Here is a 25,849-nt window from a genome sequence, read left to right on the forward strand (position 1 = left end):
TCCTTAGAAGTGTTTCATATCCAGTGTACGACCGAAATGATTCAGTATACGATAATATAAATCATCTCCCAGTACAGCATCTTCAATCCCGTGGTCGATACTCGGATTATCGTTGATCTCGATAACCATAGCCCGGTCGTTGACCATCTTCATATCGACTCCATATAATCCTTTGCCTATCAGCGAAGCTGCCTTGACTGCTGTGTCGAGTACTTTACGTGGGACTTGATAAATCGGAAGCGTATCGACCAGTCCGCACCGACTTCTTCCCGAATCATAATGGCAATAGATCTGCCAGTGCCCTTTTGCCATATAATATTTACAGGCAAACAACGGTTCTCCGTTCAGGATACCGATTCGCCAGTCGAATTCGGTCGGCGTAAATTCCTGTGCCAGAAGGATCGACGATTTATCGAAAAGCAGATCAAGTGCCGCTTTCAGCTCTATCTCATTGGTTACTTTCTTCATCCCGAAAGAGAACGAGCCGTCCGGGATTTTCAGGATGAAAGGCGAACCTAGTTGTTCGCTGATCTGTTCGAATGTATTTTCATTCGACTTAAAGATCAACATAGACAGCGGAGCCGGTATCTTTTCTTTCTCAAATAATTCGTTCAGGTAGACCTTGTTGGTACACCGGATGATAGATAATGGATCGTCGATCACTACCATCCCGTTTTGCTTCGCCAGTTGCGACAGACGGAAAGTGTAGTGGTTCAACGAAGTCGTTGTACGGATAAACAATGCATCGAATTCCATCAGGCGGGTAGCATCTTCTTCGGTGATTAGTTCGGCATGTATATCCATTTTTTTTGCCACTTCCAGCAGCTTATTCAACGCCTGCTTGTTGCTGGGAGGGAATTTCTCTTCCGGGTCGTATAATACGGCCAGGCTGTAGCGGGCTGATTTCACGGTTTGCGGGGCACGCCATACTTTCTTATTAAAACGGTCGAGCGCTTCAGCAAAGAAGTTCTGCTCTTCATCATCCAATTGTTCCAGTGATAGGAACTGAATGCTCTCGATCTGGTTCTTCGGACGGGTATTCAGACTGATTTTTAACAGGGGAGCCGGATAGTTCTCGAAAATGAACCGGGCTATTTTTTCCAGTCCTTTTTCCTTACAAGTGCCGAAATAGATGTTCAGGTTCCAGATCTCGTCGGTAATGTTGTTCTTCTGTATCCATTGATAACAGAGTTTCTGTAAATTCCGATCCATCCGGACACCTGCTCCGGCTTCCAGTTTGTTGATGATATCTACTCCGGGGATCACTTTGTGTCCCCTGGTTTGAGCTAGTAATGAGCAGTAATACCCTTCCGAGTTATAACTGTAGTCATTGCTAAGGTTAATTACAAACTTACTCCCCTTTTCTTTCTGGAGAGATTTGTTCTTCAAATAATCGGAAACAGCCAGTATGCTACTGGTTTTATAATAAGGTTTCCAATCATTCAGGCTGTCTAACAGAATTAGTACATTATTCATGATGAATATAAATAAGTGCGCAAAAATAGCTAAATAAATCAATCTGTAATACTAATAAATCCTTTTATAATCTGGGGAATATAAAATTGTTTGTAAATACCCTCTACCCTCATTTAGGGAATAAAAGAAGGTCGTAATAAGATAACAGTTTGCGTAAATGAAAACTACAGGTAGTATTACTTGTAGCTTTTTTTATACAAGATCTTCCATCAATATCATTTTTGATATTTTGTATAAATAAAAAGATGGAAAGTGTACAAACGAATTGCCTTCAAAGCTCTTTTTTTGTATATATAAAAGGATACACCCATTGAATTTTATTAAACAACAAAACAGGATAACGACAAAATGAGAAGTTATACGGCAAAAAAAGAGGACGATAAATTAAGGCATCAAGGTTTGAAAACAGGGTTTAGTATTTTCGAAATACCTAAAGGAGAGACTATAACCCAATCTGCATTGTACAATAACCTTATTTTTTTTATTATGAGCGGATCTGTAAAAATCTATTTCAGGAAGAAAGAACTGAAAACGATAAACGAATTACACATGTTTTATCTGAAGAAGCAAGAGGACTATATCTTCGAAATAGAGACAGATGCGAATATTCTCGTATTTTCATTTGAAAGCGTATTGGTTCAGGAGCTTGCCATGTTCCAAACCATTTGTCGTTTTGGAATAGAACAGAACTCTAATATACAGGTATTGAGTATTGTTGAACCTCTATACTCTTTTTTACAATTGATCTCCCAGTATTTAAAGAAAGAGATATACGATTATATCCTTTTCGAAACAAAGCAGAAAGAATTATTTCATATTCTGAAAACATTTTATAGAAAGGATGAAATGGCCGGTTTTTTCGGTATGCTTACCGATGCTACTTCCGTTTTCAAAGCACAGATTTTTAATAACTATATGAAGGTGAAAACCATAAATGAACTGGCCTCGCTTCTGGGTTATGGGGTAACCACGTTCCGGGTAAAATTTAAAGAGCAGTTCGGAGTCTCGGCTTATCGCTGGATACTTAATCAGAAATCAAAGCAGATTATCTATAATATGACAGTTGAAGGTGACGGGTTTGCAAAAATCATCGATGATTTTGACTTTTCTTCTTACTCGCATTTCAATAAATTCTGTAAAAGCCAATATGGATATACCCCGGGTGAATTGCGTAAGAGGCTAAATATAATGGATTAAACACAGATATCTCAATTATTAATACTTAAATCAAATAATATGATGAAAGTGAATTATGTTATGAAAGCCTGGTATAAAAAAATACTATCGCTTTTAATTTGTTGTTTGTCTGCAACCGGATATGCTCAAAGTGCAGGTTGGCAAGAGACTAATAGTATAGATAACAAACCGGCTCGTTGGTATTTCGGGGTAGAATACGGGATACCGTTTCTCTTCGGTGACCTGACTACCTTTTCAGTCGACAAAACCTACTTGGGTTATCAGGTCGGAGGTTTTGCTGGCTATCGCTTCAATCACAAAATAGGTTTGGAATTCGCTGTTGGGACAGGAGGTACGAAACTCGGCTCAAAGTCGTATGCCACAGATTACCTGGTGGATGAGGGAGGGATGACTTATTATGTAGGGCAGGCTTTTCCAACCTGGGCATACAAAGATATTTATTCTAAGGTGCAGTATATAAATATAGGTTTGCAGGCAAATATTAATCTCAGCAACCTCTTTTCGACCGTTCCCAGGGAACGCCGTTGGACGGTTCTGCTAAGTCCGGCAATTTATATGCAGCACTTCTCGCCGGATCTGTATGTAAAAGCGGATAAAAGCCGCTTGAAAGGTGTATCTACAGATAAATTGAATATCGGTTTGGGAGGTAATCTGGCCCTTCGCTATAGTGCATCCCGTCTTTTCGACCTGCAACTGCGTACGGGGATAATCTGGGTAAACAACAACAAGATGGATGGTATATATACTCTCATTAAATCGAAAGACCATTTCATGATAAGTACAGGCATAGCATTGATCTGGAAAACAGGAAGAACCTCTTTCACTCATAAATAAACGTTACGGTTATGACTATAAATAGATTATATCTCTTTCTGTTGATGTTGCCTCTTTTCTTCTGTTGCAAAGAAGTCGATCTGAACGATCTGCTGAACCGACAACAGGAACAGGGAGAACAGTTGCAGGCATTGACTGAATTGTGTAATAAAATAAACAAAGACATACGTGATCTGGAAGTTCTCGTAAACGCTGGTAAAGATAAAAACTACATAACCTCAGTAAAAGAGCTACCGGATAACAGCGGATATGTTGTGTCATTCTCAAAAAGCGATCCGATTACGATCCGACACGGAAATAAAGGACCTGCCGGTGATCCGGGTAAGCCGGGTAACGATGGTCAGAATGGATCGGACGGTACGAACGGTTCTGACGGTGAACCCGGAAAAGACGGTGAATCTGGAAACCAGGGGCCGGATGGGAGCAGTGGTAATAAAGGCGAACAGGGCGATCCGGGGCAAAGTCCCGTCGTCGGGATCATACAAGACCCCGACGATAATGAACTTTACTGGACTATACAGATAGGTTCCGCTCCGGTAGAATATTTGAAAGACAGCGATGGAAACAGAGTAAAAGCAAAATCAACAGTTGCCGATGGCTCGACTCCCCGGCTTAGCATTGAAGAGCTAAGAGGTGATGGAGGCGGTTTCTATTGGATGCAACAAATAGGTTCTGGACCGAAGGAATGGTTGCTGGTGGATGGAGAAAAGGTGAAAGCACATGCGGAAAATGCTGTAATCCCTTCAAAATTCGAATCTGTAGATTATAGTAATCCGGATTTCGTTGAATTCACCCTGATAGACGGTATTACAAAAATCAAAGTACCCAGAGGAGGAGGGAGTATCGTTTTTACCCTGACTTCCGATTTTCTTTTCTTCAGAAGGAATGAAAGACAGACTGTAGACTTCACCTGTACGGGGATAGATGAAAGTAAACTGAATATCAGCACACCCAGGGGATGGAATGCAACAGGCGATCCGTCAACCGGTTCGCTCAGCCTGACCGCCCCTCCCATAACCGACAGGCTTGCCGATCCCGACGGGGTCGTACAACTTAGCGGAGTCAGTCGTACCGGCGAAACTATTGAGGCTTTTCTTCCTGTTACCATGCTGTATAAGTTGCAGATACCCGACTTTAAAGGTTCTTTTGTCTATAATCTTCTCCTGGCAGGCGTTAAGGTTGGAGAGATATGCCGCGAATATATCCCCGCCTATTCGACTAATAGCCAGGCAACTGTTATTTATCCGTATTCCGGTGGACAATACGCAACAGGATTGATTCTGGAGAATAGTGGCCGGATTAGTCATGATGGCGTAACTTATACTTCGGGTAATAAGTCTCCGGCCTCCGTCAGTATTTATACGGAAGACGGTACGGGCTATTACACGGAACAAACCCGCACCGGAACCAAACCGGATCTGGGAGACGGCTTCAAACCTGAATTTCTTACTGATACGGACAAGAATACCTATTCGGTTGTAAAGATCGGCACCCAATACTGGACATCGGAAAATATTAGGACCTTAACTTATGCCGATGGTAAGCCCATCGACACAAATTTGTCGGGTAGCAACTGGACAAGTAGCGGTGCCGGCGGCGGAGGTATAGATGGAGACGGAGCCTGTGCTGTTTACGGTTATCCGAATGCGAAAGACCCGGCTGCCCGGAATGATAAAATGACTTATGGGGTGCTTTATAATTATAATGCCGTACAAAAAGTAATTCTACCGGGGTGGAAACTTCCCAGGAGCGAAGATGTCTCCGTTTTGAAGAACTTTCTCTCAAGCCGGGAGGCTTTCGTGTTGAAAGAATCCGGCACCCAACATTGGACAAGCACTACCCCGGATGTTTCCAACCTCACCGGTTTTACTGCACGGGGGGGCGGTTATCGCGATGCAAACGGAACTTTTGCTGCTTTGCTCAACCAGGGTTACTGGTGGACGGGCTCATCGCAGGAAGATGTCTACTCTGTAATGATGCTGAGTGCGACAAATACTGAGCTGAAGTTAGTCAGCGGTGAGAATAACGCTCGCGGATACCATATCCGCCTTCTGAAAAAATAAAATGACAACAACATGAAAAGATACCGAATCTATATTATACTGTGTACATTGTTGACTACCCTCGTTAGCGGCTGTATGAAAGAAGACATGAATGAAGCATTGCGCCGTGAAGCGGAGCTGAATGTGCGGATCGGAAATATCCGCGAATGGTGTACGAATGCAAACAATGAGCTGATTTTACTACACTCTATCGTCAATGCCGAAAGTACTTCCGATTACATAGAAAGTATTTCCGACTTGGCGGATGGCAGCGGCTATACCATCTCTTTCCATAAAGGCGGAACTATCACTATTAAACACGGAGAGAAAGGAGACAACGGAGCCGATGGCGATGACGGGCAAGACGGACAGAACGGTCAGAATGGAAATAACGGGCAAAACGGATCCGGCGGTTCCCAGGGGCCGGATGGTCCCGGAGGTCCTGACGGTCCCGATGGCGAGAAAGGACCTCCGGGCGATACTCCGCTAATGGGCGCTGCCAAAGATCCTGCGGATGGTGTTTATTACTGGACTGTCAGTATTGGAAATACTCCCGCTGACTGGCTGCTCGATCCGGAAGGAAATCGCCTGCCGGTTTCACCAACCCCCGGCATCACTCCTAAAATGAGTATTGCCAAAGATACGGACGGAGAGTACTACTGGCAACAAACCATGAATGATAAGACAGACTGGGTCTACGATCATGACGGAAATAAACTTCTGGCAAAAGCCGTGGATGGCAAGGACTCCATCTTCTTGTCCATTGACAACAGCAATCCGGACTATGTAGTATTCACGATGACAGACTTCACAACCTACAAAGTGGCTAAAAAGGTACAGATGAGCCTCGCATTTCTGGAATCTGGCCCGGTCTTTTTTCAACGAGGCAAGATACTTGATCTATCGTTCAGTTGTCAGAATATACGGACAGTTTCACATGTTTCGGGGCAATGGCAGTCAACGGTTCATTATACCGAAAATACTAGCCGGGGTATTTTAACTGTAGAAGCTCCGGCAGCCGGAGACAGATTTCTTCCCGCTTCGGAAACTATTGTAATAAAGGGAGAAAGCTCGGCAGGTGAGGAGATACGTGCAGAGATCATTGTAACCTTATATTATAAGTTTGAAATACCGGTTTTTTCTGTTTCCTATGTCTACGACCTGCTGTTGCATGGCCTGAAAGTGGGAGAAGTATGCCGGGAGTATCTGCCGGACTATTCGGACCGGAATCCTGCAACGGTAGTCTATCCTTACGATACCCGTACCAACAGTTACGGCCCCGGATTAGTAATAGAGAACGGTGCCACAATCCGGCATGACGGGACGGGATATATGGCTCCTGTGACTCCTGTTGTTGTTTCAAACTCCATACTGACGGAAGACGGTAGCAACTTTACATTCCGGCAACCGGGCAAAGACGGAGAACCAGCCGGAGGAACAAGCGGTATACGCGCCTCGCTGGTAACCGATGTACAGGGCTACAGTTATCGCACTGTTAAGATAGGCTCTCAATATTGGATGGGCGAAAACCTGAAGTCGACGGCGCTCAACGACGGCACTCCGATACCTACCGGATTTACGACCTCCCTGGACTGGATGGTTCAATGCGGAAATTCACTCATGGCTTGCCAGGTCGATCGTGCAACAGATGCAAACGCACCCGGAGCATTGAAATACCGTAATTTATATGGAGTTCTCTATAATCAGTTCGTACTGTCTGCCGATGTGACGCCCAAAGGCTGGCATATACCCTCCAAAGATGAAATGGATGTTCTGATTAGTTTCGTGAATAATGATGCCGGCAAATTAAAGTCGGTGGCGACGGGCAATGAGCCGGGTAGTTGGTTACCCGATGCTCCCGGTGTTGCAGGCAATAACATCACCGGCTTTACCGCTTTGCCGGGTAATTATGTGGATGGCGGTAATGGTAGCTCAGGGGCATCGGAGACAAACGGAGAGTGGTGGACTACCGATGTGAAATATCGCATGCTGATAACCTATAAATCCGGTTCTGTAGCTTATAATGCGATCATAAACCAGATTTTGGGCGAAGCCTGTAGCATCCGTTGCATAAGAAATGATAATTAAGAATATGAAAAGCAAAGACATGAACAAGATCATAAAAGTATTACTGCTTTGCCTGTTCGTTTCCTCCTGCGTTCAGAAGGAGATGAACGAGGTGTACAAATATCAGGCTGAGATGGAAGAACAGGCAGCCGGTCTCGAAAAAATGTGCGGGGAGATGAACGAAAGTATCACCGCATTAAAAATACTGATAGACGCCGGGGAGAGCGGCGACTATGTAACCGGCTTCAAAGAGCTTACCGACGGTAGCGGCTACACGATTACTTTCGCTAAAGCGGGAACCATTACGATCCGCCACGGTGCCAAAGGGGACGATGGCGTAAAAGGGGAAGACGGTGCCGACGGTACTTCCGGAAATGACGGCGAAAATGGAAGCGATGGTACTCCCGGAAACGATGGTGCTCCGGGAGAGCCGGGTAATCCGGGACAATCCGGTCAGCCGGGCGATAAAGGTGAGAATGGCGTTGTTCCATTGGTTTCCGTGAAGCAGGATACAGACGGTGAATGGTACTGGGCAGTATCCGTCGGGTCACAGGAGAAAAACTTTATCCTCGATGATAACGGACAAAAGGTGACGGCAAAGGGTAAAGACGGCATAACACCGGTAGTTGGAGTCAATGCCGCCGGCAACTGGACAATAGATACGGGAACCGGCCCTGTCGAAATAACGGACGATTCTGGTAATTCTTTCCAGGCAAAAGGAGAGGATGGAGACCCGTTATTTGAGAGCGTAAAAAAAAGTAATGGATACATTTTATTCAATCTGGCTGACGGGACTACATTCGAAGTTCCGGAGTGGATCGGAGCTGCAGGGGCAAAACTGGAAGTCGAAGGAGTATTTTTTTTCCGCCGTGGCGAAACAAAGGAAATCGCCTTTACATGCGACGGAACAGACAATAACCAGTCTCCGGTTTGTACTCCCCTGAATGGCTGGGCTATATCCGCATTGTATAATCAATCGAAAACAGGAGGAACAATTACTATTACTGCCCCTCTTGCCGGAGCTTCTGATCCTGTATTGTCCGGAACATCCACGCTAAGTTTGCCTACAGCGGGTAACCAACCCATAACCCTACCCCTGGAAGTGACTATGCTATACGAACTGAAGGCTCCCTCAACCACTGCCTCCTTTGTTTTCGAGGTTTTGTTTGAAGGTGTGAAAGTAGGTGAACTCTGCCACGAATTTATCCCCGGATACTCTTTCGATGCCGGAAAACCGGCTATTGTTTTCTACCCGCATAACATCTACAACCAAAGTACCGGGAAAGGCCTGGTGTTGGATAACGGCGGCTCGATAGACTATGAAACCCTGCAATATACCGCCGGCAGCGATCCTGCCGCTACCAGCCTGTTCACGGAAAATGGCACAGACTTCTTCACCGGCAATTATTTAGGTTATACCGGAGACAACAGCCTGGGGTGTGTTCCTTGCCGTATTACCGACTACGAAGGGAATGCCTACAAGATAATGAAAATAGGCTCCCAGTACTGGATGGCCGAAAATCTGCGAACGCTGACGGATGGACAGGGGCAGGCAATAGCCTCTGATCTGACAGAAGACCAATGGAAAAACGGAAGAGCCGGTTGTGCAATCTATGGCTTCCCGGATGGTGCCGATGCTGCAAACAAATATGTGCGCGAACAGTATGGCGTATTATATAATGGCCGTCATTTTTTAGCATCATCAGAATCTCCCGTCTCCGGCTGGAAAGTACCTGATCATCTGGCCGACTGGGATAAATTAAGAAACTATCTGGGAAATACCAAAGTAGCCAGGGCACTGAAAATAGCCGGCTTTATCGGAAGTCCCGGAGGCAGAAGGGATGACCAGGCTGTTTTTAAAGAAAAAGACAAGTTGGCATACTGGTGGTTCAACAGTATCGACGGCTCAAATTGCTGGGCTCTTTATATAGACCCGGAGCAGGTAGATTATCCCGATGATACTCCAGACTCCGGGTCTCTCAACAACGCTTTATTTTCCCGTGTAAACGGCTTCAGTATCCGTTGCATTCGCGAATAAGCGATGATAAATTTCGGTCAGCGGTCCCACTGGCCGAAATCTATCAGGACCATTTTGGTTACATTCATTCCGGCATTTGAGGACTGGTGTCCGTATCGTATTCCGCAATTATAGTGAACTTCCGTCTTTTGTAGTTTGACCCCGTCTTTGATGGCTACGCTGATAACTCCCGGATTGCTGTCGGAACTGAGCGTATAGATACATTGCTGTTGAAATAATGACATGCTGTTATTTATATGCTTTTGATAGTCCTGCCTGAGTGTCCATCCGCCCCATGTTACATAGTTGGGGGTCATGGCCTGTACGGCATCGATCACCCGCAGGTTGTCGGAAGTTTCGTAAACGAAGGCCGGCTGTTTGTCGTAGAACTGGCCCGGAACGAACTGCCATTGTTTACTGTAGAGTCCGTCGCCCATCTGCCCTTTGCTGGCCAGATCCATTGTTGCCGTCTTATACGAAATCGAAGTACTCGACTCTTTGGCAAAGCTGGCCTTGAAGGCTTCCCAGGGTTTATCCATCTTGAAGGGGGAAACACCTACGGATACCTGCCATGAGGACGATTCCGAATAGGTCGTTCCGTGATTTACCGTTTGCGGCTGGTATGAGATCTCACGGAATACATTCCCGTCCGCATGTACCGTCACTTCACTGGATGCTTCTGTCATCAGGTTCCATATATAGGCATATACGTTTGCGGATTTAGGGGTTGTATAGTCTTTTACGTTACACGAAAATCCGCTGCCGGCCGAGTTGTAGACACTGACTATACAGTTGTTGTTTTTACTGTATATCTGGAAATTATAAGCATCTATCGTCCAGTGGTTGTCGATGGTTATATCCGGAGACTTTCCTTCCTTCATCATGTATTCGGCCGTTTCGACGGAATAATCCATGCCATCGCCTTTGGCATAACCATACATGCGATCGTATATCTCGATATGTTTCAGTGCTTCCTTATCGGCCATCTGGGCGTTGTACATCTCGTCGGGATCGTCGGGGTCGGTTCCGTTGTCTTTGCCGGTAGACGATGCCAGCATGTTATGGGCAAAAGAGACCATTCCCGCACCTATCATATGATCTTTGGCTGCCGGATCGGCAGCCGGGAAAATACGGTAACGTTGCAGGTTGTCGTAATTGATCCCATAATATCCGGGAGCCTGATAAACGCCTATCAGACCCAGCATTGCCTTTTGAAGACCGGGATTCTCGTTAGTGGCAATAACGTAGAAATCGCGTTTGTAATATTTCAGATTTTCAAACAGGGATATCTGGTATTTGCCCGACTGAATGTCGTCAATATCTACTATGACCGTCAGATAGATGCTGTTGTCCTTTACCAGTTCGTTCAGTCTGGCTTCTTTGTCGCCCTGTATCTGATCGTAAGGCAAAATGCTTTTTTTACCTATATGCCAGGTACTGGGTATATTTTTATACAAACGGTTTGCCACGTCCGTAGCTTCGCTGCCGTCGCCCATTCTGACGAGTATTACGTCTTTGGGGGGAGGTCCGTCTTCCGGGCTGCCGCCTGCATCATCGCCGGTATCCTGCGAGCATGCGGCCAACATAGCCCACAAGAGCAGAAATAATATATATATGTTCGTTTTCATATTATTTTGTTTTAGGGTGATCGTACTTATTACCAGTTATTATAATCTATCCAGACAGTTGTTTTTCTGTTTACATCTACTGTCAGGTCATGCATTGTCGAGCTGTAGGGGAATGGATATTTCTGTTCGGAACCCCAGCCGCAAAACGAAGCTCCCCCTAATTGCAGTACTACGCCGTCGGTGATATCTATTGCAACGAGTCCGGCCGATGCTCCTTCCGTTTTTGTGATGACAGCACATTCCTGCTGGTAGTTCAGCAGGTTCTGGTTGAAACCGGGATCATTGTTGAAATCACAGAAAACGTTCTTTACCGGAGGTTTCCCTACCTGGTCCCAGAGTATTTCGCTCCACATGGGAGAAACCATCGCCTCGCCGTTGATCATGCCATCGTCTTTCATCGCTTTGCTCCCCTGGAAAAGGGTTTCGGGATACCATACCCATTTATAATCCATTTGCGTATCTCCGATATTCCGGGATACTTCCCGGGTCATTTCCATTAACTGGTAGGTGATGGATTTCGTCCAGCGGAAATCGCCTTTTAGTTCAGGCTTAAAGCCCAACTCGAAGCCGATGCTGCGGGTGAAGCCATGTGTGATACCTGTCTCCGATTGCGGGAGTCCCGGTGCAAAATGCACGAGGTTCAGGTTAAGGGCCGATGTTGATTCTTCCCGTATGCTTACTTTGCTGTAAGCATTGTTGCGTAATCCCCATATAAGACCGATTACATCGTTCTTAGGTGGGTTTTCAATCATGAAGTAGCGGCTGTCCATCCGGTTTAGGAAGCCTGCTCCTCCATCGTTGTATACAGCCAGAAGGTTGTCGCCGCTTGTCGGGGAATAGACGCGGAGGTTGTAGGCATCCACAATCCATTCCCTGTCTACTACGGCATCATAGGATTTATCGCTTCTGGGTTTAAAGTATTCTGTTTGTGCCTCATAGGGGTCCAGCGATTCGTAACCGGTCATCCGGTAATCGTAATGATTCGTGTAGATGTGCATGTGGTTGTTGATCCGGAGTCTTTTCAGTGTGTGATACGCCCGGTTGGTTACTTCCGGATCGGAAGGATCGCTTGTACCGCCGCGGGTGAAAGAACTGTTCACGGTTTTGATGCCGCATAGCTTTTTCTTTGCGTCGGGATCGTCCTTCCAGTAGAAGTCGAAGTATTGTTCTTTGGGGAAACTGACGCAGTAATACCCTTTGTCTACGTAGATACCGAAAAGGGTCAGCATTTCACTTTTCACATCATTGCTGTTACCGTCTTTGGCAATCAGTATCACTCCCTGATTATCGTGGCGGATATCCTGTAGCATTTCATTGGTGTATGTTCCTTTCATGAAATCGGCTACATTAGCAATAACGGTGATATCTTTCAGGCTGTCTGCCGCCCAGGTGGTCAGCGTGGCACTTTTGTCCGTTCCCGGCAAGTCGTTGAATGAAAGAACCTGGTCGTAATTGTTTACGCGTTGCATCTCGTCTGCCAGCTCTTTGGCTTCACTACCGGTGCCATTGAGCCAGACAAGGCTGCTTTTGCGGGGGACTACAACTCCCTCGTCGGGTCGTCCGGGGGGAGATAATTCTTGTACTATACCTTCATCTGTGCAGGAGTATAATGCAAGAATTACAGTTAAGAGAATTACAGAGTTTTTCATATTCATACTGTTTATGCATTATATAATCATAAGTAAAACATACGGCTGATCTGAATAGTTGTAGCCCGGAAACGGCTGAAGCCTGTTTTTGATGGGGTACGTAAAATTTGCGATGCAATGTTTCTTAATAAACAAGGCGTGCGTGCAGTGATTAGAATTCTGTTAGAAATCAGACCGACTCCGCAAAGAACTACCGCAATCAACTGGGATAAAAGTAGGCAGACGAAGCCCTTTTCTGATTTTCAAAGCAGGATAACCTTTCGTTAGATACGTCCATTCATACCGATGGAACAAAAAATACGGCTCGAATTACCATTTTTCCGGAAAATGATTTTGAACCTTAATCGCTTCGGTATCGGATGGATGCAAAAACCGAAATAAGTGTAGTTTCAACCGAATTTCTTGTAAAGCCTTGCTGAAAAGTTCCCTCTAATTTTGCAAGGTCGAAGAACAAATGAAATTTTTAAGAAATATGAAAAAGAAAATTATCGTATTGTTTTTGGGGTTGCTCTCGTTTATGAACACCCCGTCTTTCGGGCAAAATACCCGCGTAACTGTCGCCAATGTGCCTATGGTACAATTGAATAATGGAATCTTTATGCCACGCTTCGGACTCGGTACTTTCATGGCATCCGTGGAAGACTGCAAACAAGCTTGTCTCGTGGCATTTAAGAACGGGTATCGGCATATTGATACGGCTCATGCTTATATGAACGAGCGTGGTGTCGGGGAGGCCGTTAAAGAATGCGGTGTCCCTCGTGAAGAGATATGGATTACGAGCAAACTTTGGCCTACCGAATACGGTGAAGGCAAGACGTTGGAGGCCATAGATAAAATGTTGTCCCGTTTACAGCTCGATTACATAGACTTGCTATACGTGCATCAGCCTGTCGGAGATTTTGTAGGCGCATGGAAGGATATGGAAAAAGCCGTAGAAGCAGGTAAGGTTCGTGCGCTCGGAATCAGCAATTTTGATGCAAGTGACGAGGTGTTCCATACTATTATGGACAATGCCCGAATAAAACCCGCTGTACTCCAGATCGAATGTCATCCCTATGCACAACGGTTGGAAATGAGGGAAAAAGTAAAACCGTATGGTATTTTGGTCGAATGCTGGTTTCCTTTAGGCGGCGCAATGTCGAATGGGGCTTTGCTGAAAGATCCGGCCATTCTTAAAATAGCCGAGGCTTATGGCAAAAGTGCGGCGCAAATTATCCTGCGCTGGCATATACAGGAAGGCTTTTCGGTAATTCCGGGCGCTACGAATCCTGCTTATATCAAAGAAAATATCGGTATTTTCGATTTCAAATTGAGTGATGCGGAGATGGCACAGATGCGCTCGCTCAACAAGGATAAGCGTTTTTTCAACATGCCTCTCGGAAAAAAGGCTGAGGTGTATCTTAAGATGCAACTACCGGATTGACGGATTATGAATCATAAACTATAAACACAATGGAATACAGAATATTAGGATTAAGTGGATTGCGAGTCTCCGCAGTGGGCTTGGGTTGCATGGGTATGAGCCACGCCTACGGTGCGCCTGCTGACAAGCGGGAAATGACGGAACTTCTCGGTGATGCCGTGGATATGGGCTATACTTTTTTCGACACCGCAGAAATCTATGGTACTGCCGACCGTCCGCATGATAACGAGGAGCTGTTGGGGAAAGCCCTGCGTCCTTATCGTGACCATATCGTTATCGCCACGAAGTTCGGCTTGACCTTCGACACATCCGAAGCGGCTGGCCCTCACGCTTTGATACCCGATGCACGCCCCGAAACCATCCGTCATTCGGTGGAAGAATCGCTCCGCCGTCTGCAAACCGACTACATCGATCTTTATTATCAGCACCGTATCGATCCGAATATCGAACCGGAAGCGGTAGCGGAGGTTATGAAAGATCTTATCCGTGAGGGTAAAATCCTGCATTGGGGTATCTCGGAAACAACGGAAGAATACCTGCGCCGTGCCCATCATGTCTGTCCAGTGACGGCAATACAAAACCGATTCTCGATGATGGCACGTTGGCACGAGCCGCTACTGTCCGTTGTCGAAGAACTCGGCATCGGTTTCGTGGCACATTCGCCGCTTGCCAACGGCCTGCTGACCAACCGTTATACAGCCGACACGTCTTTTGACCCTAAGACCGACTACCGTGCGTCGATGCCGCAGTACCGTCCGGAGAGTTTCGAGAAGAACCGTGCGCTCTTCTCCTTGCTTGAACAGTTGGCGAACGAGCATAGGGCTACCGCCTCGCAAATTTCACTGGCATGGATGATGAACAAACGTCCGGCCATCGTTCCCATTCCCGGCACACGCCACTTGTACCGGCTAAAAGAGAACATAGGTGCGGCGGATATTCACCTGATGGACGAGGAGGTAAAGGCGATTGACTCGGCTCTCGATGCAATGGAGATGAGCGAAGTATTCGGAGGATCACCTATAAAGAAGTAACGTATGAAACCGAAAATAATATGCCATATCATGAGCTCCGTCGATGGACGACTGATCGACGGACGCTGGACTGCTCCCTACGAAGCGGAACACGGCGTGATGTGGATGCGATCGACGCTACAACGTGCTTTATTTTGTACATGGGCATTACGGCACGGCAGCTTCGTTTTTCCAAGATGAGAACAGCCTGCTGCGCAAGTTGCTCGATCATATGACCGAGAATGGCGATATGGCTCCCACTATCGTCGTGTCACCCAGTTACAATTACGGCAATCCGACATCGAACTATGTTGATGCTGATCCGTATTGCGAAGCTCTGCCGCAAGAACTTGTAAACGACCTTATCCCCATAGTGGAAAGCCGTTACCACACATCCGCCAATCTCCACACGCCGGTACGGGCTTTTATATCTGGGCGGCAAGCGGAACGGACGATTCGGCCTATCATGAAACATTGGTACAGGTCGAGGCAATGGAACAACTTACGGAGGGATTTCCGCTTGCTATTGCATTGAGCGAAATGGGCTATACCCGTAAAAATGGTACTTCTTACCGTAAATAACATAAGACCAGTATCTTGTCTTTACCGTATTTTTGCAATAAAATATTAAGGAACAATGAAAAAGACAATTACGACTGTATTGTGTGCGACAATGGCTGTATGCAATACATTAAATGCACAGGAGAATATGGAAATGAAAGAGAAAACGCCGTTCGCTTATGTGGACGCTAAAACAATCAAAAGTCACAATGACAATCCGTTCGGATTGGTCTATGCTGACGCTATCGCAGAAAACAAAGAGGGAGGAGTAAATATTCATCCCATTACTTATGACTTGAACGGACTGAAAATCTCTGCCAATGTCTATACCCCGGCAGGGTACGATACCGCGAAAAGCTATCCGGCTCTTGTTGTTGCCCACCCAAACGGAGGGGTGAAGGAGCAGGTTGCCGGGCTGTATAGCCAGCGTATGGCCGAGGCAGGCTATATCTGCCTCGCCTTCGATGCAGCCTATCAAGGAGCCAGCGAGGGAGAGCCGCGCAACACAGACAAACCTGCTTATCGTATAGAGGACATCCGCCGTGCCGCCGATATTCTGGCGCAGTATCCGGGTGTGGATGCAAATCGCGTCGGTATTCTCGGCATCTGTGGTGGAGGCGGTTATACGCTGAAGGCTGCACAGACAGACAAACGTTTCAAGGCAGTGGCTACATTGAGCATGTTCAACACGGGACTCGTGCGCCGAAACGGTTTCCTCGATTCGCAAATCAACGAAGTGCAGGAACGTCTTGCCGATGCTTGTGCAGCCCGTCAGAGTGAAGCCGAGGGCGGAGTACCGGTATATGTCGGCGATATGAGCGGGATGGCGCCGGAACAGGCGGCAAAACTTCCGTTCGATCTTTATCGGGACGGGTATGAGTATTACCTCCAAAGCCATGCACACCCCAACTCCACATTCCGTTACACTAAAAGCAGTCTTGTGGAACTTATGGCTTTCGATGCGAGTGAGGGAATGTATCTTATCAATCAACCGTTGCTGATGATTGCAGGAAGCATTGCCGATACGTTCTATATGACCGAACTGTGTTACAGCAAAGCGACAGGAACGCAGAACAAGGAGCTGTTCCTTATTCCCGGTGCAACACACATCAAGACTTACTATGTACCGGAATACGTGGAACAAGCGACAAGCAAGCTGACGGAATTTTTCGGAAAGAACCTTTAATCTGTGGCTTCATAATGAAAAAAGCAATTATCTATATGGTTGTAAGCCTCCTTGCGGGGCTTTGAACTCTTGTGGCGAAACGCAAGCGGTAAAGGAGTTCGGCATCTGTTGGGCGACAACCGACAATCCGACCTATTCTTTGTGGCGACGAAGCTCTCAATTTCGATGAATTGGTAAACGGTACGGCACTCACTTCCGGCTATCGTCCCGTTCTGTACTTACGCATCGACTTATAGGGAGGAAACGCTTGCCAAAATCGTGGAGCTTATCCCCGGTTCCAAACATTTGCAGGGATTCGGAACGACCGGAAGAAATACAGGCGGAGTGGAGAGTTGGTTGCGAGCGATTCATATCATACGATAACCCGTTGGCAATACTGTTAAAACGGTAAAACTTGCAATCGTTGTCGGTGCGATTGCAAGTTTATTTCGTATTTATGATTATTTTTGCATTTAAGGAATTAAAGAGATATGGCATGGAATATCAGAAGGATATAATTGTTGCCGACAGACTCGGCATTGTGAGTACAGATTCCGAAGAGGAGTATCTGGCTCATTTACTTTGTTTGAAAGGAACGTGCCGTTACCGTTTCAACAAACGGGATTTTGAATTACATGCTGGGGACTTGTCTATCGTCCTCAAGAGAAAAATGATAGAAAATATACAACCATCGGATGACTTTCAGTGTAAAATAATCTATGCGAAGCCCGGTTTTATAGAACTGTGTACGCCACAAAGTAACTATGGGATGAAAGGTGCTTTGGCACTTTTTCTCAATCCCATCATGCACCTGACGCCCGAACAGCAAATTGTATGTCGCCGCGATTTCGACTTGCTGGAACTCCGTATTCAAGACACGGGGCATCGCTTTTACCGTGAGGTGCTGATAAATGCCATGCAAACAGCCATTCTTGATTTTTTCGATTTCCATGCACGTATTTATGGTGAGAGCGACATCTCAACACAGAACGCCTCCATCATGAACCGTTTTCTGAAAATGTTGGAAGAGGGTGCATACCGGGAACATCGGGAAGTAACCTATTATGCCGATTGCTTGTGTGTTACATCGAAATATTTGTCGGAGGTTTCTAAAAAAGTAAGCGGATATGCCGCCAACTACTGGATCAACCGTTATACGATACTCGACATTACCCGCTTGCTCCGCGATAAGTCCTTGACTTTCGTCCAGATTTCCGATATGTTCGGTTTTTCGTCGCCTGCCTATTTCAGCCGCTATGTGCAGCAAAATTTAGGTGTCAAACCATCAGATTACAGAGAATAGCTATTTCTCTATTCTTATATAATCAGTAAAAATCGCAGTTTTTACCGATTTTTTTGTATCGTTGCTTTTCTGTATCTCCTCTACCTTTGCAAAGGTTACAATAAAAAATCAGAATGGTATGAAATCATTGATCATTACGGTATTGATGTTCCTGACCTTGTCTGTCGGAACGAAAGCACAAGAGAATCAGAAAGTATTCACTGCCGAAGAGCAGACGATAGTCGATTTATCCAACAATAAGTGGAATTGGATGGCAGAGAAGAATGTAGAGAAGCTGGCAGAGTTGTTTCATGAGAACTCGCAGTTTGTTCATATGGGCGGCTATTGGAGCAAGCAGGAGGAATTGAATACCATCCGCACAGGCGGCATTTGGTACAAGAAAGCCGAAATATATGATGTGCAGGTGAAGTTTTCGGCAGGAACGGCAACGGTTTACAGCCGGATTCATTTGAATTCGGTAGTCGGAGGCAATGCTGTACGTTTCCCTTTTATCGTTACGGAAGTCTATGTAATGGAAAACGGCAAATGGCAGCTTTCTACACTTGCCTTTACAAGAACTTTAGGTGAATAATCGAATAAGAAAATAGACATGAAAATCGGAAAACCGTTATGCTGAAACGAACAAGGTGCTGACTGCCCGTGAACAGGCTGTCGTCGCAATCGCATCCTATACGGGAAAAGGAGATTTGGAACATCTGAAACCGGCACTCGCCGAGGCGTTGGAAGCCGGTATGACCATCAATGAAATAAACGAAGTATTGATTCACGCTTATGCTTATTGCGGATTTCCCCGCAGCTTACGGGCAATCCAGACTTTTATGCAGGTAGTGGATGAACGCAAAGCGAACGGAATGAACGATCCCGTTGGTCGGGAAGCATCTGCAATCAAGGATAGCAACAGTCGTTACGAACGTGGACGCGATGTGCTTGCCGAAATATCGGGCGTGTCGATTGATGCACCGAAAGCGGGATATGCAGTATTCGCTCCGACTATTGAACGATTCCTTAAAGAGCATCTTTTCGCCGATCTTTTCGAGCGCGACCTGCTGACCTATTTGCAGGAGCGGTAAGTCCAATCCGCAGGACGGATGATGCAGCCACCGAAAAAGCGAGGGCTGAAAATGTAGATTAGAGGGAATGTTTGCAGCCGTACGGATATTTACCAACGGAAAATACCTTAGCTTATTAGGAAATTTGTCCGGACCGCATTGCAAGCAACGCGCTACCTCTATTTCTCAAATAGTTTGCTAAGAGTTTATTCTTCAATTGGTTAATCCAAATCGTTGATAATTTAAAATAAGTTGTTTCAATTATTGACAGATTTGAATGTAGTGTCGTTTGTAGGGGCGGTTCGCGAACCGCCCTTACAGGCGCCGTCACAATGGAACAGGCAGGTTCGGCCGTAGGGGCGGGGTCTGCCCGCCCTTCTTCACCGGTTGTTATATTCTTGTCGCAAAGGGTGGGCAAGCCCCACCCCTACAAAACCTGTCATTTTGGTTCACCTTTTTCTACATCCGAGCGCGAAGCCCAATTGTTCATTATTAATTGAAAAGGTTTCACCTTTTTCTAAGCTATGAGTTTTAATCTCAATTTGCTGGAGTAAATCTTTTATCAAATTGTCATTTCACCCTTCATTTCCTTGCTCTGTATGTGCCTATATCCGGATGGCTTCTGAAATATGCGGCTGTGCGGGAGTTGGGGGTTGCCATTTTGGTGGGGTGAGAGGGGGGGATGTGTTTGTTTTGATATGCGGGGCAGCAAGTTCCCTGGGTTAATGGGACAGGGAGATAGTGCCGGTGATTTTTATGTGGCAGAATGTTAGTTGAAAAAGAGATGGATGCAGGAAGAGGTTAGTGGCAGAAAAGTCTGTTTTACCTTAAATAACGACTATGAAAAGTGCTTTTCCGGTGCCCGATCGTCTTTTTTCGGCGGCCGGCTTCCATTACCTCGGACCTAATGCCGGCTGTCGCGGACTTAGTTTCAATTAGCCCGGACTTCACTGCCGATTATCCCCGACCTGATGGCCATTGTCTCGGACTTAATTCCCATTACCCGGCAGATAATGCCGCAAAAGTCTTTTATCCGAGCGATTCGGATAGAATGGGTTGCTATAAAAAATGAATAATATTGAATATTTTGCCAACTGTTTGTGGTTTTTAGTTGCATAGAGTTATCTTTATTCATTTTATTAGATCCCCTTTTTGTTCTCCCGGTTAAATTAACCTATGTCTGGATCGGACAGTCAACAATTCTCCTCTTTTTCCCGTTGTATCTTCATCTATTATTTTGAGTTTATAAATAAATGGAGGGAAAATGACATCTATCAAAATCAGGATGAATACATCGAGAGAATATAAAGACGGCAGATATCCGTTAATTATTCAGGTGATCCGTTACCGGCGGAAGCGGGATATTTATACGCCGTACCGTCTGCATAAAGGAGAATTTAATCCGGAAAAAGAAACTTTGCGTGCCGGAAGCCGCAAAAAGGAGCGGGTAGCATATATCCGCGAAGCCACGGAGTATGTAGCAAAGCTGAGAGAAATTGTAACTAATATATGCAATACATTGAATGCCGGTAAAAAAGACTATTCCGTCGATGATATCATATTGATGTATACGCGCTACAACGACCTGAGCAATATCTTTGTTTTTACCGACTACCTGACTACCGAACTTAAAGAAGAGGGTAAGGACGGGACTTCGTCTAATTATAAGAACGCGATCCGTGCTTTCGATGAGTTTCTGAACGATCCTTTATTTACTTTTGGTAATTTAACTCCCCGTCTGGTTGCGCTGTACCGTAATTATCTCAGGCAAAAGGGGGGTAAACCCAATACGATATGGGCGTATCTGTATCAGTTGCGTGCAATTTATAATAAGGCAAAAATGATGGGTGTGGTTCTTTCGGAGCTCGATCCCTTTAGCGAGGTGACTTTTAAAAAGGAGAAAACAGCCAAGCGCGCTGTTTCTGCCAAACAGATATTGATGATCGAGCAGGTGGATCTGTCCGGAGAGAGTGAACTGATACAACTGGCCCGTGATGTTTTTATGTTCAGTTTCTATGCGCGTGGGATGGCTTTTGTGGACATGTGTTATCTGAAAAAGGAGAATTTGCGGATCAACATTCTTTCCTACCGGCGTAAAAAGACCGGGCAATTATTGGAAATGAAAGTGGAGCAACCCCTTAGTCTGTTGATAGATAAATATGCCGACCCTGCTTCGCCTTATCTGCTTCCTATGTTGCGTGAGGGCGACAGCTATCAGGCCTATCGTCTTATCCAGCGAAAATTGAATAAACGGATCCTGCAGGTCGGTGAGATCCTGCAATTCCCTTTTCCATTGACCTTTTATGCCGCCAGGCATACGTGGGCTAGCCTGGCACAGGAAGAAGGAATACCGGTATCTGTAATCAGCACCTGTATGGGGCATGGTTCGGAAAGTACGACACGCGTTTATTTGCGCCAGATAAATCACGATGTACTGGACGAAGCCAACAGCCGTGTAATAAAAAGCTACAAAAAGAGAATCAACGGGCGACGCTTGTAAGTGCAGAAATTTAATAATACAAATAACAGGAAAATGAGATGTTTAAAAAGGGGCTTTTATAGGATAAAAGAGCCGGAAGTAAATACCTTTCAATTTTTAATTCTGATTTCAAAATATAAAATATTGTTTTTTGTTCTCGAAATCAATGGCAAATATAAGTTATTATTTTCATATACTCAAATATTTTCGCTAAATATAATATTCAAGCTTTTCAGGAAATGTTTCTGCATAATTTGATGTTTCAGCAGGTAGTATAACGGCTCTAACAATATCCTACAACTGTATTATTCTAATAATCAACAGATAACTTATGATATAAAAACAATGAATCTCATTCAAACTGCCATTGTTTCTACACAAGTTTCGGCAAATAATATTAATGAAGCATTGTAAATCATTTTGTATATACTATGTAAAATATTATTACATAATAAATTCATATTGCAGAAACATAATCAGTTGATAAAATGATACTTATATCTAATATTATCAAGTAGTTGCATTCTGTGATTTACTTCATGGCTCTTTTATCCTATAAAAGAGCCATGAAGTAAACTAAAGCGGAAGCGATTATTTGTTTGAAAATGAGGAAACTAGTATTAATATTGGCTCTGCTGTGGACCGGAATGTCATATTTGTATGCCATTGGTTCCGACACTGGAAATGCGGTGAAAAACGTTTTTCGTTTTGCATTTGGTGAAGGGGAAGATGCGTACGAAGATGAGTATTCTGTCAATTCGGTTGAATGGCAACGTCTCTTTAATTACTATACGGATTTGATGAAGGGGGACGATAAGGGCGATTATTATTTTCTGATAGAATCTTTTATATATACAAATGTAAAAGAGCCGGATCTTACCGATCTGAACAGGGCCACTTTTCGTGGCAGTATCATCCGTTCGCAACTGAAAATGCGTTTGGGAGTTTCCTCGGAACAGATAGCCTTTTGTATCAACCGCGACAAGAAAGCGCCGGACCAGGTACATGTAACCCTGATCCGGCAGTCGATGCCTTCTTCGATGAATAAAGATATCTTCTTCTCATTGAGTAATGCCGGACAGGATATTTCCAGAGCCTTGCTACGTTATCCGGAATTAGTGGAAATACTGGCAAAACGGATGAATACTCCGCAGTATAAAGTAAGGGAATTTGTCAACAGCCTTCAGGAAGTAGTGGGAGAAACGTTGTTAAAGGATGATAGCGGGATTATGCTGCAGGGGTTCGGTACTTTTACCTTGTGGAAACAATCTGCTCGTCCGGGCCGTAATCCGCGAACCGGCAACGAATGCCTGATCCATGCACGCAAAAGCGTGAAGTTCAAACCCGGAAAGTTTTTGCTGAGCGCATTAAATGAAAAAGACAGTTAATCCCGAAAGGGTAAATACTGCGCTCCGGGAGGGACAAACCATTCCCCCTTCCGGAATGCAGTATGTATGAAGAACTGAAAAAATTGTTCGGGACAGACACGCCATCTGTCAGATTGTTTAAAATTAAATTGAAGGAACTCTCCGAAGAAGAACAAACCTTCTACTATCAGGCAGCCTTACATGCTGCCTTTTTTGATTGGAGGATCATGTCCGATCGTTACCGTCTCTTTGTTACTCATTTGTTTACTCATAACTGGCAAATGACATTGGATTACCTGTTGCATTCTACTGTGATGGGCTCTCTTCGTTTCGAGTTGCTGGATCCGAAATTGCTTCAACAGGTGATCACCTTGCTTGAAGGGAAGCAGGAGGATGGGTATACGCCTTCGTTTCCGCATCTGGCTTTTGTTTTTATGCTGGCTTTCAAAGAGGATTACAGTGTGAAGTATTTCAGTAAACAGCTCCGTGAGAATAAGTTGCTGGAAGAAGACTTCTGGCATTTACTCGAACGTATCAGGCATGGAAATGAGCCAGAACAACCTTGTGATGATTAACAAAACATAAAAGAACAACTTTCTAACCTTCCGAAATATAATGTGGGTATTTCGTTACTACCTGCCCGTATACAGGCTACCTGTCTTACTGACCTTTCCGGGTTGCATATTTCGGAACATTTCATTTTTCTATCCTATTATCTTTGTTTTGTGCCTGACTAACGGCAGTTTGATTATTAACTACTAAACATTAATTATTATGGGTGTAAAGTTTAAATTGGTATCAAAAAGAAATTTGGGGAATGACAAGGAAGAAACTCCGGAAAAGATTTATGCACAGATTGCGTCGGGCGATTATGTCCCGTTTGAAGAATTTGTAGAGGAAGTGGCAGACAGCAGCGGTGTGGGAAGCGCCGGAGTAAAGGCGGTACTGGATCGTGTGAATGTAGTACTGGTGCGCCATCTACAGCATGGCCGCCGTGTAGCGGTAGGGGAGTTGGGCACTTTCCGTTTTACGCTAGGCTCGGTGGGGGTGGCCGAAGCCACTAAATTCGATACGAATCTGATAAAGGAACCCCGTGTGAGGTTCTATCCGGGGAGGGCACTCCGGACGATCAAGAGCCAGACTAGTTTTGAACGCCTGACGGAGAAGAAGGAGGAAGAAAATAAGGAGAATGAGGACGACAGACCGGTAATCGAGTAAGTTGACAGGTGAAATAGACAGGGAATGATGAAACGGCTAACGGTTCAGTTGATTATTGCAGTCCTGCTCACATTGAGCGGGATTGTTCTTCTCTTCAGCGGTTTCTGGGTAGACCCTGACGGATTGATAGACAGTAGTGTGCTGGTGGCTTTCGGGGAGATCAGCACGTTTGCCGGAGCACTTTTCGGAGTGGATTATACATATAAATTTAAAATGAACAATCATGACTGACACGACACACAAGACGATTACAACACACAAAGCCATGTTGAGCGAACATTTCAGCAAAGAAGAAATGAGTTACAGCCGTATCGCTGTAGAGAACGGACTAGATAATGAGCCTCCGCCTGCGGCGCTTCATGCTCTCGGTTACCTGGCTCTCCATCTGCTGGAACCGTTGAGGCAAGTATACAATGCCCCGATCGCTATCCTGAGCGGTTACCGCAACGAAACCGTAAACCGTTTGGCCGGTGGCATCGCTGCCAGTCAGCACCGGAAAGGGGAGGCTGCCGATTGTTATATCCCGGAAGGGCCGGGTTATTTACTCAATTTGCTGATAAAATCAGGATTAGTTTTCGATCAGGCTATCTTATACAAAAAACGCCGGTTCCTTCATCTTTCTTTAAAAGAGAAGGGATGCAACAGGATGCAGGTGTTATTATATATAATGTGTCTGATATTTCTATTACCCTCTTGCCGGATACGGCGGAATAGTGCAAGGGAAGAATATACTTTCCGCGCTGACTCTTTGATTGTCTCCGGTAAAGGCTCGTCCCTCTTGAACCATAAAATATTTACCGTAGATTCCATAAACTGGAATATAACCCGAATGCTCTTTTCGCCACCCGACAGCATCGGCCATCAATATCCTACAGAAATGACCTTACTACAAGGCAACAAACATCGTAACATGATCGACACGGTCAGTTATACGAATAATTCATTATTGGAAATAACCCATCAACAAACAAACCAGTCCGCTTTCTCTGAAAATAAGGAATATAATAAGTCTTCATCTATAAGAATCTGGATAATTTTCGGTGTCCTATTTGCCGGAGGTTATGTTTGGTGGAATATTGCTTCTTCCCATAATTCTAATAAATAATAATTAGTATAGAACGCATACAATATAAATCAACTTTGTCTAAATCATCCCATACAAATTGGAGCCGGTTCGGTCATTAATAAACAGTTTGTAGGATGCGGAAATATCTATTTGCAATATACAGTGACAGGGGATGTGCCTTAAATATTAAGTTTAAGCAGATATGTAAATGTCTTTAAAGTAGGTTGGAATAGACTGAAATAAGTGATATAAGTTGTAAGTGTTTATAAAAACAAAAGGATTAGAAAATAGTTTCTAA

General features: G+C 45.0%; 21 protein-coding genes. 18 read left to right on the plus strand and 3 right to left on the minus strand.

All coding sequences use genetic code 11. The features are described 5' to 3' along the window. Window positions 1-3: 3 nt before the first annotated feature. The gene (locus tag M1P97_RS02225; protein ID WP_195372777.1) at window positions 4-1,476 is read right to left on the minus strand and encodes a RimK family protein; all 1,473 of its coding nucleotides are present in this window, start codon (window positions 1,474-1,476) and stop codon (window positions 4-6) included. A gap of 486 nt (window positions 1,477-1,962) precedes the next feature. On the opposite strand from M1P97_RS02225, the gene M1P97_RS02230 reads away from it, so the two are divergent. From M1P97_RS02230 to M1P97_RS02250, 5 genes are read left to right on the plus strand one after another with little or no spacing between them, the layout of a single operon-like run. Further along, complete coding sequence (locus tag M1P97_RS02230; protein ID WP_229058491.1) at window positions 1,963-2,673, plus strand: helix-turn-helix domain-containing protein; 711 nt, start codon at window positions 1,963-1,965, stop codon at window positions 2,671-2,673. 39 nt (window positions 2,674-2,712) lie between these two features. Further along, entirely contained in the window at window positions 2,713-3,507 is a 795-nt protein-coding gene (locus M1P97_RS02235) for a porin family protein (RefSeq protein WP_195372775.1), read from the plus strand. 11 nt (window positions 3,508-3,518) lie between these two features. Then, window positions 3,519-5,570 (plus strand): FISUMP domain-containing protein, encoded by a 2,052-nt coding sequence (locus M1P97_RS02240; RefSeq protein WP_249388271.1) that lies wholly within the window; start codon window positions 3,519-3,521, stop codon window positions 5,568-5,570. 12 nt (window positions 5,571-5,582) lie between these two features. After that, window positions 5,583-7,637, plus strand: a complete 2,055-nt coding sequence (locus M1P97_RS02245; RefSeq protein ID WP_249388272.1) for an FISUMP domain-containing protein — start codon at window positions 5,583-5,585, stop codon at window positions 7,635-7,637. Between the two features lie 19 nt (window positions 7,638-7,656). After that, entirely contained in the window at window positions 7,657-9,654 is a 1,998-nt protein-coding gene (locus tag M1P97_RS02250; protein WP_249388273.1) for a PL29 family lyase N-terminal domain-containing protein, read from the plus strand. A gap of 17 nt (window positions 9,655-9,671) precedes the next feature. Here M1P97_RS02250 and M1P97_RS02255 read toward each other — a convergent pair whose 3' ends face one another. After that, window positions 9,672-11,261: a hypothetical protein gene (locus M1P97_RS02255; RefSeq protein ID WP_249388274.1), complete on the minus strand. Its 1,590-nt coding sequence runs from the start codon at window positions 11,259-11,261 to the stop codon at window positions 9,672-9,674. 29 nt (window positions 11,262-11,290) lie between these two features. After that, window positions 11,291-12,910 carry an ATP-binding protein gene (locus tag M1P97_RS02260; protein ID WP_249388275.1) on the minus strand — a complete coding sequence of 540 codons (1,620 nt, stop codon included), beginning with the start codon at window positions 12,908-12,910 and terminating at the stop codon, window positions 11,291-11,293. A 472-nt stretch (window positions 12,911-13,382) separates the two neighbouring features. Here M1P97_RS02260 and M1P97_RS02265 point away from each other — a divergent pair, with 472 nt between their 5' ends. From M1P97_RS02265 to M1P97_RS26425, 13 genes are all read left to right on the plus strand, one after another. Beyond that, entirely contained in the window at window positions 13,383-14,333 is a 951-nt protein-coding gene (locus M1P97_RS02265) for an aldo/keto reductase (RefSeq protein WP_249388276.1), read from the plus strand. Window positions 14,334-14,362: 29 nt separating this feature from the next. Further along, the gene (locus M1P97_RS02270) at window positions 14,363-15,364 is read left to right on the plus strand and encodes an aldo/keto reductase (RefSeq protein WP_249388277.1); all 1,002 of its coding nucleotides are present in this window, start codon (window positions 14,363-14,365) and stop codon (window positions 15,362-15,364) included. A gap of 306 nt (window positions 15,365-15,670) precedes the next feature. Then, the gene (locus M1P97_RS02275; protein ID WP_249388278.1) at window positions 15,671-15,925 is read left to right on the plus strand and encodes a hypothetical protein; all 255 of its coding nucleotides are present in this window, start codon (window positions 15,671-15,673) and stop codon (window positions 15,923-15,925) included. A gap of 55 nt (window positions 15,926-15,980) precedes the next feature. Next, window positions 15,981-17,090 (plus strand): alpha/beta hydrolase, encoded by a 1,110-nt coding sequence (locus tag M1P97_RS02280; protein WP_249388279.1) that lies wholly within the window; start codon window positions 15,981-15,983, stop codon window positions 17,088-17,090. 475 nt (window positions 17,091-17,565) lie between these two features. Then, a complete protein-coding gene (locus M1P97_RS02285) occupies window positions 17,566-18,372 on the plus strand; it encodes a helix-turn-helix domain-containing protein (protein WP_249388280.1) in 807 nt (268 codons plus the stop codon). Between the two features lie 118 nt (window positions 18,373-18,490). Next, on the plus strand, window positions 18,491-18,943 hold the full coding sequence (locus tag M1P97_RS02290; protein ID WP_249388281.1) for a nuclear transport factor 2 family protein: 453 nt from the start codon (window positions 18,491-18,493) through the stop codon (window positions 18,941-18,943). Between the two features lie 55 nt (window positions 18,944-18,998). Beyond that, window positions 18,999-19,442 (plus strand): carboxymuconolactone decarboxylase family protein, encoded by a 444-nt coding sequence (locus M1P97_RS02295; protein WP_249388282.1) that lies wholly within the window; start codon window positions 18,999-19,001, stop codon window positions 19,440-19,442. Between the two features lie 1,243 nt (window positions 19,443-20,685). Beyond that, window positions 20,686-21,921 (plus strand): tyrosine-type recombinase/integrase, encoded by a 1,236-nt coding sequence (locus M1P97_RS02300; RefSeq protein ID WP_249388283.1) that lies wholly within the window; start codon window positions 20,686-20,688, stop codon window positions 21,919-21,921. Window positions 21,922-22,505: 584 nt separating this feature from the next. Then, window positions 22,506-23,288 carry an HU family DNA-binding protein gene (locus M1P97_RS02305; RefSeq protein ID WP_249388284.1) on the plus strand — a complete coding sequence of 261 codons (783 nt, stop codon included), beginning with the start codon at window positions 22,506-22,508 and terminating at the stop codon, window positions 23,286-23,288. A 62-nt stretch (window positions 23,289-23,350) separates the two neighbouring features. Then, complete coding sequence (locus M1P97_RS02310) at window positions 23,351-23,842, plus strand: hypothetical protein (RefSeq protein ID WP_195372755.1); 492 nt, start codon at window positions 23,351-23,353, stop codon at window positions 23,840-23,842. Between the two features lie 199 nt (window positions 23,843-24,041). Then, entirely contained in the window at window positions 24,042-24,485 is a 444-nt protein-coding gene (locus M1P97_RS02315; RefSeq protein WP_249388285.1) for an HU family DNA-binding protein, read from the plus strand. Between the two features lie 27 nt (window positions 24,486-24,512). Then, the gene (locus M1P97_RS02320) at window positions 24,513-24,716 is read left to right on the plus strand and encodes a hypothetical protein (protein WP_249388423.1); all 204 of its coding nucleotides are present in this window, start codon (window positions 24,513-24,515) and stop codon (window positions 24,714-24,716) included. Then, window positions 24,709-25,590: a D-Ala-D-Ala carboxypeptidase family metallohydrolase gene (locus tag M1P97_RS26425; RefSeq protein WP_249388286.1), complete on the plus strand. Its 882-nt coding sequence runs from the start codon at window positions 24,709-24,711 to the stop codon at window positions 25,588-25,590. The genes M1P97_RS02320 and M1P97_RS26425 overlap by 8 nt, the downstream gene beginning before the upstream one ends. Window positions 25,591-25,849 lie beyond the last annotated feature (259 nt).

Origin of the sequence: Parabacteroides leei, assembly GCF_023369805.1 — a bacterium.
Taxonomy (GTDB): Bacteria; Bacteroidota; Bacteroidia; order Bacteroidales; family Tannerellaceae; genus Parabacteroides; species Parabacteroides leei.

Bases quoted from the DNA above. Each gene is read 5' to 3' on its own strand.
- M1P97_RS02320 (WP_249388423.1), top strand. From the start codon at position 24,513: ATGAAACGGCTAACGGTTCAGTTGATTATTGCAGTCCTGCTCACATTG.
- M1P97_RS02250 (WP_249388273.1), top strand. From the start codon at position 7,657: ATGAACAAGATCATAAAAGTATTACTGCTTTGCCTGTTCGTTTCCTCC.
- M1P97_RS02315 (WP_249388285.1), top strand. From the start codon at position 24,042: ATGGGTGTAAAGTTTAAATTGGTATCAAAAAGAAATTTGGGGAATGAC.
- M1P97_RS02285 (WP_249388280.1), top strand. From the start codon at position 17,566: ATGGAATATCAGAAGGATATAATTGTTGCCGACAGACTCGGCATTGTG.
- M1P97_RS26425 (WP_249388286.1), top strand. From the start codon at position 24,709: ATGACTGACACGACACACAAGACGATTACAACACACAAAGCCATGTTG.
- M1P97_RS02225 (WP_195372777.1), bottom strand. From the start codon at position 1,476: ATGAATAATGTACTAATTCTGTTAGACAGCCTGAATGATTGGAAACCT.
- M1P97_RS02270 (WP_249388277.1), top strand. From the start codon at position 14,363: ATGGAATACAGAATATTAGGATTAAGTGGATTGCGAGTCTCCGCAGTG.
- M1P97_RS02255 (WP_249388274.1), bottom strand. From the start codon at position 11,261: ATGAAAACGAACATATATATATTATTTCTGCTCTTGTGGGCTATGTTG.
- M1P97_RS02305 (WP_249388284.1), top strand. From the start codon at position 22,506: ATGAGGAAACTAGTATTAATATTGGCTCTGCTGTGGACCGGAATGTCA.
- M1P97_RS02310 (WP_195372755.1), top strand. From the start codon at position 23,351: ATGTATGAAGAACTGAAAAAATTGTTCGGGACAGACACGCCATCTGTC.
- M1P97_RS02240 (WP_249388271.1), top strand. From the start codon at position 3,519: ATGACTATAAATAGATTATATCTCTTTCTGTTGATGTTGCCTCTTTTC.
- M1P97_RS02245 (WP_249388272.1), top strand. From the start codon at position 5,583: ATGAAAAGATACCGAATCTATATTATACTGTGTACATTGTTGACTACC.
- M1P97_RS02235 (WP_195372775.1), top strand. From the start codon at position 2,713: ATGATGAAAGTGAATTATGTTATGAAAGCCTGGTATAAAAAAATACTA.
- M1P97_RS02265 (WP_249388276.1), top strand. From the start codon at position 13,383: ATGAAAAAGAAAATTATCGTATTGTTTTTGGGGTTGCTCTCGTTTATG.
- M1P97_RS02260 (WP_249388275.1), bottom strand. From the start codon at position 12,910: ATGAAAAACTCTGTAATTCTCTTAACTGTAATTCTTGCATTATACTCC.
- M1P97_RS02300 (WP_249388283.1), top strand. From the start codon at position 20,686: ATGACATCTATCAAAATCAGGATGAATACATCGAGAGAATATAAAGAC.
- M1P97_RS02280 (WP_249388279.1), top strand. From the start codon at position 15,981: ATGAAAAAGACAATTACGACTGTATTGTGTGCGACAATGGCTGTATGC.
- M1P97_RS02230 (WP_229058491.1), top strand. From the start codon at position 1,963: ATGAGCGGATCTGTAAAAATCTATTTCAGGAAGAAAGAACTGAAAACG.
- M1P97_RS02290 (WP_249388281.1), top strand. From the start codon at position 18,491: ATGAAATCATTGATCATTACGGTATTGATGTTCCTGACCTTGTCTGTC.